General features: G+C 69.8%; 13 protein-coding genes. 10 read left to right on the top strand and 3 right to left on the bottom strand.

Features of this window, described 5'->3' with window-relative positions; genetic code table 11:
• Positions 1-6: 6 nt before the first annotated feature.
• The 5 genes from F0344_RS17460 (at position 7) to F0344_RS17440 (ending at position 5,475) form a co-directional block, all read left to right on the top strand.
• Positions 7-195, top strand: coding sequence for a hypothetical protein (locus tag F0344_RS17460; protein WP_185299667.1), 189 nt, complete (start codon positions 7-9; stop codon positions 193-195).
• A gap of 129 nt (positions 196-324) precedes the next feature.
• Positions 325-1,860, top strand: coding sequence for a DnaB-like helicase N-terminal domain-containing protein (locus F0344_RS17455; protein ID WP_258049984.1), 1,536 nt, complete (start codon positions 325-327; stop codon positions 1,858-1,860).
• Positions 1,861-2,132: 272 nt separating this feature from the next.
• A complete protein-coding gene (locus F0344_RS17450) occupies positions 2,133-2,840 on the top strand; it encodes a DUF2637 domain-containing protein (RefSeq protein ID WP_308460977.1) in 708 nt (235 codons plus the stop codon).
• Between the two features lie 368 nt (positions 2,841-3,208).
• Positions 3,209-3,769, top strand: coding sequence for a MobC family plasmid mobilization relaxosome protein (locus F0344_RS17445; protein ID WP_185299666.1), 561 nt, complete (start codon positions 3,209-3,211; stop codon positions 3,767-3,769).
• On the top strand, positions 3,766-5,475 hold the full coding sequence (locus F0344_RS17440) for a mobilization protein (protein ID WP_185299665.1): 1,710 nt from the start codon (positions 3,766-3,768) through the stop codon (positions 5,473-5,475). Before F0344_RS17445 ends, F0344_RS17440 begins: the two co-directional genes overlap by 4 nt.
• 152 nt (positions 5,476-5,627) lie before the next feature.
• Here F0344_RS17440 and F0344_RS17435 read toward each other — a convergent pair whose 3' ends face one another.
• Positions 5,628-6,197: a peptide deformylase gene (locus F0344_RS17435; RefSeq protein ID WP_185299664.1), complete on the bottom strand. Its 570-nt coding sequence runs from the start codon at positions 6,195-6,197 to the stop codon at positions 5,628-5,630.
• On the bottom strand, positions 6,194-7,165 hold the full coding sequence (locus F0344_RS17430; protein ID WP_185299663.1) for a helix-turn-helix domain-containing protein: 972 nt from the start codon (positions 7,163-7,165) through the stop codon (positions 6,194-6,196). Before F0344_RS17430 ends, F0344_RS17435 begins: the two co-directional genes overlap by 4 nt.
• A 145-nt stretch (positions 7,166-7,310) precedes the next feature.
• On the opposite strand from F0344_RS17430, the gene F0344_RS17425 reads away from it, so the two are divergent.
• From F0344_RS17425 to F0344_RS17410, 4 genes are read left to right on the top strand one after another with little or no spacing between them, the layout of a single operon-like run.
• Positions 7,311-8,465 carry a glycosyltransferase gene (locus tag F0344_RS17425; protein WP_185299662.1) on the top strand — a complete coding sequence of 385 codons (1,155 nt, stop codon included), beginning with the start codon at positions 7,311-7,313 and terminating at the stop codon, positions 8,463-8,465.
• Positions 8,462-9,166: a hypothetical protein gene (locus tag F0344_RS17420; RefSeq protein WP_185299661.1), complete on the top strand. Its 705-nt coding sequence runs from the start codon at positions 8,462-8,464 to the stop codon at positions 9,164-9,166. The genes F0344_RS17425 and F0344_RS17420 overlap by 4 nt, the downstream gene beginning before the upstream one ends.
• On the top strand, positions 9,163-10,398 hold the full coding sequence (locus tag F0344_RS17415) for a hypothetical protein (protein WP_185299660.1): 1,236 nt from the start codon (positions 9,163-9,165) through the stop codon (positions 10,396-10,398). Before F0344_RS17420 ends, F0344_RS17415 begins: the two co-directional genes overlap by 4 nt.
• Positions 10,395-11,291, top strand: a complete 897-nt coding sequence (locus tag F0344_RS17410; RefSeq protein ID WP_185299659.1) for a glycosyltransferase family 2 protein — start codon at positions 10,395-10,397, stop codon at positions 11,289-11,291. Before F0344_RS17415 ends, F0344_RS17410 begins: the two co-directional genes overlap by 4 nt.
• On the opposite strand, the gene F0344_RS17405 is transcribed toward F0344_RS17410, so the two are convergent.
• A complete protein-coding gene (locus F0344_RS17405) occupies positions 11,249-11,749 on the bottom strand; it encodes an AAA family ATPase (RefSeq protein ID WP_219732141.1) in 501 nt (166 codons plus the stop codon). The two genes, F0344_RS17410 and F0344_RS17405, sit on opposite strands and share 43 nt — an antisense overlap.
• 101 nt (positions 11,750-11,850) lie before the next feature.
• On the opposite strand from F0344_RS17405, the gene F0344_RS17400 reads away from it, so the two are divergent.
• On the top strand, positions 11,851-12,768 hold the full coding sequence (locus F0344_RS17400) for an FkbM family methyltransferase (protein ID WP_185299658.1): 918 nt from the start codon (positions 11,851-11,853) through the stop codon (positions 12,766-12,768).
• The last annotated feature ends 78 nt before the right edge of the window (positions 12,769-12,846 follow it).

The following is a 12,846-nucleotide window of genomic DNA, read 5'->3' as shown; positions in this document are numbered from 1 at the left end:
CTGCCCGTGCGCCTGCTGCCCGAGGCGACCACAGCGCTGACCGCCCCCATGACGACCCGAGCCGCACGACAGGAGGAAGCCCGGGCCCAGGCCCTGCGACGCGTCTGCGCCGGATTCACCACGACGATCAGTCCGCACAGTGCGGCGCGACTGGCCGACCTGCTGACTGGATCGCGGTACGAGAAGGCTGCCTGAAGCCCATACAGAGAAGCGGCCCCGGTGTTGGAGCACCAAGGCCGCAGCGACTCCCAAGACGACCGCCCAAAACGATCCACCCGGCGCCGGGACCTGCCAGTCCGTATCGGCCCGAGACAAGGAAGCTCTGTGCCCCAGGGTACGACCCCGCAGTGGCAAGCACCATCGGCTGACCTCACCCCGGTGGACACCTTCGGCATGCAGTCCACTCCGTCGCACGACGTCGAAGCCGAAGCAGCCGTGCTGGGGGCCTGCATGTATCAGGCAGCCGTCATCGACGAGGTCCGCCAGGCACTGGAGCCTGGCGATTTCTACCGGCCGGCGCACACGACGATCTGGCACGCCCTACTGGAACTGCGACAGCAGGGAGCGCCCGCAGACCCGATCGCGCTCGCTCACCATCTGCGGTCCCACGGGGACCTCGCCCGTGTCGGAGGCGCCCCCTACCTGCACACCCTCGCATCAGCTGCCGTGGCGGGCTCCGGAGCCGAGTACTACGCGGATATCGTGCGCCATCACGCCGACCTCCGGATGCTGCAATCCACGGCGATCCGCGTGCTTCAGGGTGCCACCGCGCCAGGCGCCGACCCGGCCGAGGTGCGGAGCCTGCTGGCGACATCGCTGAGCGAGGCCGCCGATCGCGCCCGACGCAGCTCGGCCGGACGGCTCCAGCGATACGCCGTGGACGGCTGGTCCTTCGTCGCCGACACTCAGGCCACCACCGAACCCGTATGGGGCACGCCGGGGAAAGCAGCCTGGGCCTCGGGGGAAAGCCTGATGCTCGTCGGACCGCCGGGCGTCGGGAAGTCCACGATCGCCCAGCAGATCGTCCTCGCTCGCCTCGGCCTGATCGCTCAGGTGCTGGACATGCCGGTACGCGAGGGCGAGAAGGTCCTCTACATCGCCGCGGACCGGCCCAGCCAGCTCGCCCGCGCCTTCACTCGCGTCGTGCACCAAGCCGACCGGGACGTCCTGCGTCGACGCCTGGTCTTCTGGTCGGGGCCGCTGCCCGCCTCGTTGAACACCGAGCCCCAGCTCCTCGCAGAGCTGGCCGCCGAGCACGGGGCAGACACCGTGGTCATCGACAGCCTCAAGGACGTCGTCGGCAAGCTCACCGACGACGAGGCCGGACTCGCCTACAACAACGCCCGCCAGCAGCTCCTGCGTGACGGGGTCGAACTCCTCGAACTGCACCACCAGCGCAAGCAGGGCCCCGATGTCTCACGCACCCAGCGCCCCGTCCTGGACCAGGTCTACGGCTCGGCCTGGTACACCGCAGGCGCGGGGAGTGTCCTCTTCCTCAGCGGTGCGGCGGGCGACCCGGTGGTTCACCTCCACCACCTCAAGACCGTTGACGACGAGATCGGCCCGCTGCCGGTCATCCACGACCACCCCCGTGGCACCTCCCGCGTCGACACCAGTCTCGACCCGCTGACTCTGCTGCGGCAGACGGGCTCCGGTGGGCTTACCGCCCGCGAGCTCTCCACCCAGATCACCGGCGAGAACAAACCCAGCACGGCGGACATTGCCAGGGCGAGGCGACGCCTGGAGGCCCTTACCAAGAGCGGCCACGCCATTCAGGAAACCGGGGCAGGCGGCGGCACCGGAGGAGGCCAGGCCACCCGATGGAAGGCCACCTCCCGCCACATCACCGCCGTGTCCTGACCCGGCATCCCCCGTACGCGACGCCGTACGCGCGCTGAACGGCCGAAGGCGCCTACGCACCGCCTCCGACGCCCACGAATCTTAGAAAACAGCAGGTCAAACGCTTACGCGCCATCGAACGGCGCATACATACGCCGGCGCCTACGCGCTGCCCCCTCCTTGAAGAGGGGGCAGCGTAAGCGCCTCGCCCTCGGAGAACCCCTTATGCACCTCACCACGCCCCGGGACAGCGCTGCTCCAGACCTTGCCGATACAGCGGAAGGAGGTCGGGCATGACCAAGCAGGCCACCGAGCGGTACGCGCTCGCAGCTGCCGGAGTCGTCATCGTGCTTCTCACCACCGGCGGATTCTGGCTGTCCTACGCGCACCTCGCCGAAGTCGCCGGGCAGCACGGACTGAGCAACTCACCTACCCGCCAATGGGCCTGGCCGGCGACCCTGGACGCGTTCATCGTCGCCGGTGAACTCCTGATGCTCCGTGCGGGACTGCGCCGAGTAACCGATGGCTGGGCCATCACCCTCACGGCAACCGGCTCGGTCGGCTCCATCGCGCTCAACGTGGCCGGAGTCAGCGGTACGGCCACTTCCGGGCCCGTGCCTCTCCTGGACTACGTGGTCGCGGCCGTACCCCCGGCCGCTGCCCTGCTTGCCTTCGGCGTCCTGATGCGACAGGTCCACGGGCTTGTCGACCAGCCCGGCGAAGAAGCGCAGACCGCGTTCGACCAAGCGCCGGAACCGCTTGCCAGCAATTCCGCTCACCGCGGAGAAACCGCTGAGCGGCCGAAGCTCACTTCCGCCCAGGCGCCGGCGTCGAAGCCGGATCCGGTGGTCAAAACACGGGGCGGTCGTCCGGCCAGCGCAACGGTCGAGGAGCTCGTCGAGATCGGGCGAATCGCTGCAGCAGAGAAAGGCACGCTGACGCGTGAGGTGTCGAGCAGGCCGTACGAGCCAAGGGCCACACGATCAGCGGCAAACGGCTGACCGAGGTGATGGCCGTCCTTCGAGACCCCGCTACCCGCACCCCACCGGACAACGGCTGACCGTCTGGCCGCTGGGCCCTTCCACCCATCGGCCAGACGATCCCTTCCCTCGCCACCTGGCCGCCCGCCCTCACCTGTGGGCGGGCGGCCACCCCACCACGCAGAAATTGTCGCCCTGCTTCGGAGGCACCTCCCATGGCGTATGACCCGCACCACCCTGAGGGTCCTCTCGATGACTCCTCGCGGCTGACGAAGTCGCCTACGCTGGCGAAACGTTTGCGTCGGGCATTCGGACGGGCTGCTCCTGGCGGAGCCAGTAGTACCCCGAGTCCGACTCGTGGCCGGTCTTCGGGGGTCTCCGCCCCGGGGGTGGCGGAGACGGCCTGGCGCCAGGGGGCGCCGGACTGGGAGGGCGGGGCCGAGGGCGGCCCCGACCAGGACATACTCCACGCCTCCCAGCAGCAGATCCTCCGCCCCGCACCCGCCGCCGAGTCGGCGGCCGGTGAGCGAGCGGTGCAGGGCGTCCAGCCTGCGATTCGCCGCTTCACCGGCACCAAGCGAACCGTCCGCGTCGGTCCTTTGCGGTTCACCGGTGAGGAGCATGCCCAGCTCCAGGGAGCTGACGCCGAGCACGGCTACAAGGGCGGATCAGGGTTTGCCGCCGATGTCGTCCTGGCCTTCGTATCCGGTCGGTTCACTGCGAATCTGCCGCTGTCCGAGGACCGGCGCCGCACCCACATGTTCCGTTCCCAGGTGCTGCGTGAGCTCAACCGCACCGGCGTCAACATCAACCAGATCGCCCGAGCCGTCAACAGCGACTACACCCCGCCCGACATCCGCCGGCGCCTCGACGAACTCCACCGCCTGCTCGCCCTGATCGCCGAGGCCCTGTGTGAGCCCGCCGAACCGACGAAGGACCTGTCCGCGTGATCGCCGCCATCAAACCGGCCGGGTCCAACACCCGTGGCCTGCTCGCCTACCTCTACGGGCCCGGACGCCACGACGAACACCTCGACCCCCACCTCGTCGCCGGCTTCGCGATGCTCGGCATGCCCGACCCCGGCCGCGACCAGGACGTCACCCTCACCCAGCTCGCCCGCCACCTCGACGAGCCCGTGGACCTGCGCAACAGCGAGTTCGGTAAACCCGTCATCGACCATGTCTGGCACTGCCCCGTGCGTGCCGCGCCCGAGGACCGCGACCTCTCCGATGTCGAGTGGGGCGAGATCGCCCAGCGCATCGTCCACGCAGCCGGCATCGCGCCGGCCGGTGATGACCTGGGCTGCCGGTGGATCGCCGTACGCCACGCCGACGACCACATCCACATCCTCGCCACCACCGTCCGCGATGACGGCCGCCGCCCCAAACTCCACGACAGCGGTGTCCGCGTCGGCGACGAATGCCGAAAGATCGAGAAGGACTACGGGCTGCGGCAGTTGAAGAAGGGTGATCGCACCGCCGCCCAGCGCCCCACGCAGGCTGAGATGCACAAGGCTGAGCGCCTCGGCTGGGAGCAGACCAGCCGCGCATGGCTCCAGAACCGCATCCGCGCAGCCATCCCGCACGCGAGGAGCGTCGAGGAACTGCTCGCCTACCTCGAAGCCGACGACATCTTGGTCAAGCCCCGCCGCGGCCCGTCCGGAGACCTCCTCGGCTATGCCGTCGGCCGGCCCGGCGACGTGAACAAGGCCGGTGAGCAGATCTACCACCCCGGCGGAAAGATCGCCCCGGACCTCACCCTCCCCAAGCTCAAGGCACGGCTGGAGACCACGGCACCGGAGGAGCACCCCACCGCCCGCCGCAACCACCCCACCACCCCGTGGCACCAGGCCACCGACGCTCTCGACATGCTCCACGCCGACATGGCCGACACCACCCACGCCCAGGCCCACATCACCGCCCTCGGCGACCTCCTCGAAGCCACCGCCCAGAAAGCCCCCACCCACCTCCAGGCCGAACTGCACTCTGCCAGCCAGGCTTTCGCCCGCGCCCAACGCTCCCAGACCCGCGCCGACCACCAGGCCGCCCACGCCCTGCGGACGGCGGCCCGCGACATCGCCGGCGCCACCACCGGCCCCGACGGCAGCGCCCTCGCCGCCTTGACCGCCGCACTCGTCTGGGCCACCGTCCTCGCCGCACGCTGGCACGACGCCAAGGGCCACGCCCACCAGGCCGACGCTGCCCGCCAAGTCATCCAGCACCTCCAGGCAGCAGCCGACACCGCACTCGCCCCGACGCTCACCGAGCTCGAAACCCGCCACCCCAAGCAGGAGACCCGTCACACCCTGGCCAACGACGTACGCACCGCCGTTCCCGAACACGCCGACCGGATCCTCACCGACCCCGCCTGGCCTGCCCTCGCCACTGTCCTCGCCGACGCCGAAGCCAGCGGCCACCAACCCCACCAGCTCCTCAAGGAAGCCGCCGCCCGCCGCGAACTCGGCAGCGCTCACAGCCCCGCCCGCGCCCTGATCACCCGCATCCAGCACACCAGCCGCAACCCCGCACCCAACCTCCGCGCCGAAGCAGCCCGCCTGCGCTCGACGGCGCTCGCACCCTACGGGCACCAGGGACGAGCCCCCCAGCACGTCGCGGCACCCACGCCCCCCGCCGCCCAGCGCCGTCGACAGCGCTGACCGCTACTTGGCGTCTTGAGCCGGAGCAGCGGACGCATCTTGGGTCCGCTGCCCCAGAACGCCCCGAGGGCGAGCAGCCACTACGGCGGTGGCGGGGAGGCGGAAACGGCAGGACACGCGCAGGGCGGTGGGCTCGGAAGCAGTGGCGGCCGTTACTGCTCGTAGGCCCACGAGCGCCCAGTCTGTCGGTACTGCTCGACGGGGATGGGGGCGACTCCCGTCTCCATGCGCGCGGTGTAAAGCAGGCCGTCCAAGTGGTCGATCTCGTGGTGGACCAGCCGGGCGAGTCCGCGTTCGTAGGTGGTGGTCACTGTCTGGCCCTCCAGCGTCGTGGTCTCCACGGTGATCCGCAGCGGTCGGAGCACCAAGCCGCGGACGTCGAAGAAACTGAGACATCCCTCGTACTGTTCGTCCGCATCAGTGGAACGCTCGGTGATGCGGGGGTTCAGCAAAACGATCGCCGGGGCGTCGGGGTCGGAGGGCTGGACCACGGCGGCGGCCCGGCCGATGCCGATCTGGGGCGCCGCGATGCCCATGCCCTTGGCGAAGGGGTGGACCTGCCCGATCCGCTCCATCGAGGAGAACAGCCGCTCGATGGCCTGCTCGGCCGCCTCGCGCTCGGCCGGCAGGTCGAAGACGCGCGCACGCTCGGCAAGCACGGGGGCCCCGCGCTGCACGACGCCGAGGTCACGCATCTGTTCACTGGGCCGCACCTGGATCACCTGATCTCCCCTTGGTTCGCTTCATGTTCGGGACTGGCCCGGAATCGCCACTCCAGACGGTAGCGGGCATGGAGCGCGGGTGCGGAAGTGCTCCAGGAGAAGACACGCATCCCGCTCTCCTCGCGCTGGACCGGCGCAGTGCGAAGCGGAGCCGCTTCGGCGGTCATGGAGGTCTCGGTGCCCCACACTGCGGGGTCGAGTTCGGCAGGGAAGGCGAGTTCGACCCCCAGATGTTCGGTAGGCAGGCGGACGGCACGCTGGAACCAGCGGCCCCACTTCTCCTCGCCCGCCGAGTAGGCGTACTCGATCCACACCGACTCGCCCGGGTACAGCGGGAAGCGGCCCTGTTCGTTCTCGAACAACAGCCACACTTCTTTGAAAGCGTCGCGGTCGTGCTTGGTCTGCCAGCGCATCGTCTCACCACGGCAGGTCGCGGTGAGAGCCAGTTCGCCCCAGGTCAGGGGGTGTTCGCGGCAGTGTGCGTTGGACCGTTCCGGCTCGCCCGGGTAGCGGTCGACGCTGATGCGGATCAGGTAGCGGGTGATCGGCTCGCTGCCGGTGTTCCGCAGCAGGCGGCGCATCGTCAGCCGGTAGAGACGGCCGTCGTAGTCCAGGCGGGCAGCGTCGTGCTCGACGACGATCGCCGAGCCGGTCGCGTACGGCTGCTCAACCCTGCGGGGAGCCGGGACAGCCGCCGATGGTGACGTGCGGGCCTTGGCCGTCTCGAAGTCCAGCCAGCGCTTCCAGATGGCCTTGCCCGCGTTCAGGGTCTCCTCCGCGCGGCGGGCGAAGTCCTCCGTCGGCTTGTGCCGGCCCGACTCGACATGACTCACGTAGGACGGATCGAAGGCCATCCTTCGGGCCAACTCCCGCTTGGCCAGGCCCCGCACCTCGCGCCAGTAGGCAACTTCCGCCGCGAACGCCTCGGCCGCCTGCTCGATTGTCAGGGCGTCGTCCCGCGCGTCCATCAAAGCCCCCGCCTTGGATGCTGGATGAGATGAATGAACCGTGAGTGATCTCGATTCACCATTCTGTCACGGTCCCGGTCGCCAGTTTCCTTCCTCTACCGGCCCAGGTCGACCCCCGGGCCCACAAACGAGGAAGGTCCCAGCGATGCGCGTGCTGTATCTGCTCAACGTCTCCAACTCCAGCCAGCTGACCGCCGACTCCGGCTTCACCTTCGCCGACATGCTCGCCCCGGCGCTGGCTGACGCCGGGGTCGAGGTGACCGTGGCCTCTCCGGTTCCGGCCGGCGACGCCCGTGTGCACTTCGCGCCCACCATCTCCCCGTCCACCAAATACCGGGCCCGCTTCGACCCCGGGATGGACGCTCTGGTCACCCTGATCCGTGACCAGCGGCCCGAGGTGGTCGTGGCCAACCAGATCGAGGCTGCCCCCGCTATCCGGGCAGCGCTCCTGGAAGCCGGGGTGGACGCGCGGATCGCCGGATACTGCCACTACCTGCCGTTCTCCTTCACCGACACCGGCGACTTGGAGCTGGACCCGGCATTGAACGACCGGGGCCTCGGCCACAGTGTGCTGCTGGCCTTCGCCGCCGGCCTCGCGGCTTGCGACCGCATCCTGGTCCACTCCTCCACAGCCGCCTCCTGGACCGCCGCAGCCGCTGCCCGCACCGGCGTCGACCTCGGCGACAAGCTGCACATCGTCCCCGCCCCCAGGGACGTACGGCTGGTACGCGACCCGGCCGACATCACCCCGCCCGAAGGCAGGGTCACCGGCATCTACAACCACCGCCTGTACAGGCACTACGGCACCGCCCGCTTCACCCAGCTCGCCCGCCGCCTCGTCGCCGACGCCCCGGTGCGGCTCACGGTCATGGACCTGTTCGGCACCCGCAGTCCCGAGCGCATCCGTCTCGACCCCAGCCCCGAACGACACTTGGAGGAGCTGGCGACCACGGACGGCGTCACCATCGCCTCCGACCGCGGCGACCGCATCCGCTACCGCAATCTGCTGGCCGGCCCCCACTTCGGCATCGCGCCCTTCCGACCCGGCTGCCCCTGGTCCATGTCGGTGATCGACTGCCAGGCGATGGGCCTGCCTGTGATCGGACCTCGCACCGGCTGGCTGGCCGAGCACATCGACAACGAGCTGCTGTTCGACACCGACGACCAGGCCGTCCAGATCGTCGAACGCCTAGCTAAGGATGCCGAGTTCTACCTCGTGCACGCCAAGCGAGCGCACGCCTCCACCACCGACCTCGCGCCGGCCACGGTGGCCGCCCGCTACCTGGAGGCGATCCGGTGACCAGCTTCGACGCGGTCCAGCTCTCCTACGACGAGCCACTGGCCAGCTCACTGCACACCCGCCTCGCCCGGGTGCTGGGCGGCACCGTCAAGCGCCTACACGGAGTCCGCGGAATGCGACGCGCTTACCGGCTCACCGCCGAGATGGTCGACACCGAGACGTTCTTTCTTGCTGACGGCGACTTCGCCATCGACCCCGAGTTCCCCACCGCCACGGTGGAACCGCTTTCCGACGGGGTGGCAATGCGGGTCTGGCAGGCGGTCAACCCGGTCAACGGCCTGACCTACGGCTACGGCGGGCTCAAGCTGATCCGCCGCTCAGCGTTGAGGGAAATGGGCAAGGCCGTCGACGTCCTGGCCGCGCTGCCCGGCCGGGTCGAGTTCTGTCGCCAGACCGCCGGGGTCACGAGGTTCAACCAAACCCCGTTCCACGCGTGGAGGGCGGGCTTCCGCGAGTGCGCGATGCTCGCGCGTGGCAGCGAGTACGGCATGACCGACGTCTCCGCCCAGGAACGCATCGCCGCCTGGATGGCCAGTCGCGACGGCGAATTCGCCGCCTACTCAGCAGCCGGCGCCCGCGACGGAGTCGACTTCGCCAAGGTCGCCGCGCGCAACCCGCAGCACTTCGAGGCGCTCAACGACCCGCCCTGGCTGTACCAGCACTTCACCACGTTGTACGGCGAGCAGGCGGTCACCGGATGAACCCCGACCCCGGGCCACTGGTGCTGATCGAGCCGTACGCGCACCAAGGCGGCGGACACCACCAGCGCACGCTGGCGGCACTCGCCTCCGTGCGGCCGGACAGCCTCGTCATCGCCCCAGGCGGCCTGAGCGATGACCTAGGCCCGCTGGTGCGGTCCAGCACCCGTGTCACCATCGGTCCGGCCGGGCCTGCGGCAAAGATCCTTCTGGCCGCCGCGCGGGCGTCAGCACGGGTCTCCGCCGCCGGCCGGCAGGTCTTAGCCTCCCGGCGCTGGCCGCCGACGGTCCGCAGATTCCCGCACCAGGTCACCCTTCTCGCCCGGTGCCTGGCCGAAGCCGCCTGTCTTCGCACCGCGCGCCACCTTGCCCCTGGGGCCGCGACGGTCGTGATCCTCACCGCGAGTGAGGCCCTGCACGGTGCCGCGGCCTTGCTCGGCGGCACCCCGCACCTGCGGTTCGTCCATGAAGTGGTCACCACCGAGGACCTTCCGATCCGATGGCTGGGCCGGATCGCTCGCAGAGGTGAGAAGCGGGTGATCGCGCTGTACCCGACCACGGCCGTCCGCGACCAGGCCGCGCCGGCCTTCCCACGCCTCCGCGGTGAGGTGCGGGCGTTCGCGGTCGACGACGGCCGGCGGGTGACCGGCGCCGAGCGCGAGGACGCCCGTGCCGTCTTCACCATCCCCGCCGACGCGAAGGCAGTGTGCGTGGTCGGGGGCTGGTGGCCGTACAAGGACATCGCCACCATCGACGCAGCCCTCGCCCGCCTTACCGAGCCGCTGCACGTCCTGGTGTGTGGCGCCCCACTGGACGACAGCACCCTCACACGCTGGCATCAGCTGCCGAACGTCCGCCTCCACACGGTGCCCGGGCCGGTCGCGGATCAGATCCTGCGACTGGTGTACGCCGCCGCTGACGCGGCCCTCGTCGCCCGGAAGCCCGGCGTGGGCAAGGAATCGGGACTGGTCATGGATACCGCCCGCCTCGCCGTACCGCTGATCGTCTCCGCACACGACCCCGAGCTGGTCGCCCGGCTCACAGGGGAGCCGTGGGCCCAGTTCTTCCCGGCCGGTGACCCGAACGCACTTGCCAAGGCGCTGGACAAACTCGCGGCCGAGCCACCGGTCCGCCCGGGGCCATCGGCGCCCGAAGCTCTGGACATGCACGCGGCAGCCGACCAGGCCGCCTTCCTCACCGACGCCTATACCCGCCTGGCCAAGGAGTGCCGATGACGACGCCCATCTCTCCCGCCCTGGTCGCGGTGATCGGCCCGGTCGAACCGGCCCTGCTGTCCGCCTGGACCGCCCACTACCGCGGGCTCGGCATCGAGCGGTTCCACCTCGCCTTCCACTTTCCCGACCACGTCCCCGACGCCTGGCGCCACCAGCTCATCGCAGCCAGCCACGCTCTCGGAGTCATCCCGGCCCGAGTCAGTACCGGGCCGTGGCACGAGCACACCAACACCCGGCTCCGCGACGACTTGCGCAACCAGGCTGGGCCCGGATGGCACCTGATCGCCGACTCCGACGAGTTCCAGACCTACCCGGCCCCGCTCTCCACCGTGATCGCCCAGGCCGAGGCCACCAGACAGAAGGTGATCGGCGGGCTGTTGCTCGACCGTGTCACGAACGACGGCCGCCTGGCCTTCTGGCGCCCGGAAACCGGACTGGACCGGGCCTTCCCGCTCGGCGGGCACCTCACCTACCGGCTCCTCAAGGGCGACCCACGCAAGATCGTCCTCGCCCACTCCTCGGTGACGATGGCATCCGGTAACCACCGGGCACCGGGCCACAAACCGGCCCCGGACACGCTCGCGTGCGTGCATCACTTCAAGTGGCGCTCGGGCGTCCTGGATGACCTGCAGCGACGGGTCAAGCAGTTCACTTCCGGAGAGTGGTCCGAGCACACCCCGGCCGTCCGCAGCGAGGCGTCCCGCCTGCTGCTGCACATCGACCGTCACCACGGCCGCATCGATGTCTCCGACCCCCGCCTCGGGTTCCGCCACGTCATCCTCGACCGCCTACCGAACGGCTGGGCCGCCGAAGCCGCCAGGATCGCCGCCAACTGGCGTCCGCACGCGCCTCAGAACCAGCCCGGCTCCACGATCTCCTCGCCCTCGTCCTGAGGTACTTCGAAGCGCGCGAAGAAGTCGTCCAGGGCCTCCGGCGTGACGACCAGCGCGTTGGCATCCGCCCGCTCGTTACGTTCCACCAGCCGACGGAGCAGTTCGTCGCGCATCACCGGGAAGTACAGCAGCCGCCACTGCCCGCCGGCCGACTCCACCAGCTCCTTCATCGCGTCGCGGTCCTTGCGCGGCCACAGCCCGTGGTCCCACACCACGTCCCGGCCCTCCGCCACCAGCTCGGCAAGCCGCCGGTGCAGCTCGGCGACGACCGGGGACTCCTTCTCGAAGTAGGTGTTCTCCGGGTAGTCGACGCCGTACCGGCCGTGCCGCTCGTAGACGACCTCGTCCACTGACAGCCGCACAGCACCCCGAGGCTCCAGCTTCCGCTGCGCATAGGTGGTCTTCCCCGAACCGGTGAGCCCCACCAGCAGGAACACCACCGGAGTGCTTTCGGCCACCGCCGGCTCCCCTCATCACCCCAAGCGTTCTCCGGCCAGTCTGTCACCGCCGACCGACCCGGGCCCCTGTTCCCTGCATCCGCCAACCGAAGGAGTCACCCGTGTCCGCCTCCGCTCTCGCCCGCGCGCTGCGGGCTTACGTCCGCCACGCCCCTGGAACCGTGGGCAAGGCACGGCTCGTCGACCACTTCCTCGACGAACACCTGCGCACCCGCCCCGTCCGCACTACCATCCGGCTGCGATCCGGCGACAAGGTCGGCGTCACGACCAGCGACGTCATCCAGCGCTACCAATACCTGTTCGGCGAGTGGGAGCCGAATCTGAGCGCCTTCTTGCGCGACCGGCTCCAGCCCGGGGACACCTTTATCGACGTCGGAGCCCACCGCGGCGCCTTCAGCTTCCTGGCGTCCCGCGCCGTCGGCCCCCACGGCCGCGTCGTCGCCATCGAGCCGTCTCCGCAGTTCCACGATGACCTGACCACAGCGATCGCTGCCAACCACCGCACCAACATCCGTGCCGTTCGCTCCGCCGCCTCCGACAGCCACGGCACGCTGACCCTGTACCTGGAGGACCCCGCCAACCTCGGCCACACCACCGCTGTCCGGCCCCGCTCCGTCCACGCGGCCTTCGAAGCTCCCACCGCGCCCCTGACCGACCTGGTCAGCCAGGCCGAACTAGCCACTACCCGCATCATCAAGATCGATGTCGAAGGCGCCGAAGCAGCAGCCATCCGTGGACTGCTACCCGCGCTCCCTCGCCTGCCGGACGACGCGGAACTTGTTGTGGAAGTCGCGCCCAGGCTCCTGACCAAGCAGGGCGAGAGCACTATCGGCATCATTAACACCCTCCGCGAACATGGCTTTCACGCGTACAAGCTCACCAACGACTACGACCCGGCCACCTACCCCAAAGACATGCGCCGGCCACAAGTGCCCGTCCGATGCACCGAAACCCCGACTCACATGACCGACCTGGTCTTCTCCCCCTTCAACGCCGACCGCCTCATGCTCGGGTGCTGAGAAGCACCCGTCCGAGCGGCGGGCCCAGGCTGAACCACGCAGCCGGACCACCGACATCTTCTGGCAGCAAGGAGTGGG

This window comes from Streptomyces finlayi (assembly GCF_014216315.1).
GTDB lineage: Bacteria > Actinomycetota > Actinomycetes > Streptomycetales > Streptomycetaceae > Streptomyces > Streptomyces finlayi_A.
This window is presented reverse-complemented; position numbering and strand designations above follow the sequence as displayed.

What these genes read in the sequence shown, in the direction of transcription:
- F0344_RS17450 (WP_308460977.1), top strand. Translation starts at nt 2,133, where the DNA reads ATGACCAAGCAGGCCACCGAGCGGTACGCGCTCGCAGCTGCCGGAGTC.
- F0344_RS17430 (WP_185299663.1), bottom strand. Translation starts at nt 7,165, where the DNA reads ATGGACGCGCGGGACGACGCCCTGACAATCGAGCAGGCGGCCGAGGCG.
- F0344_RS17425 (WP_185299662.1), top strand. Translation starts at nt 7,311, where the DNA reads ATGCGCGTGCTGTATCTGCTCAACGTCTCCAACTCCAGCCAGCTGACC.
- F0344_RS17415 (WP_185299660.1), top strand. Translation starts at nt 9,163, where the DNA reads ATGAACCCCGACCCCGGGCCACTGGTGCTGATCGAGCCGTACGCGCAC.
- F0344_RS17410 (WP_185299659.1), top strand. Translation starts at nt 10,395, where the DNA reads ATGACGACGCCCATCTCTCCCGCCCTGGTCGCGGTGATCGGCCCGGTC.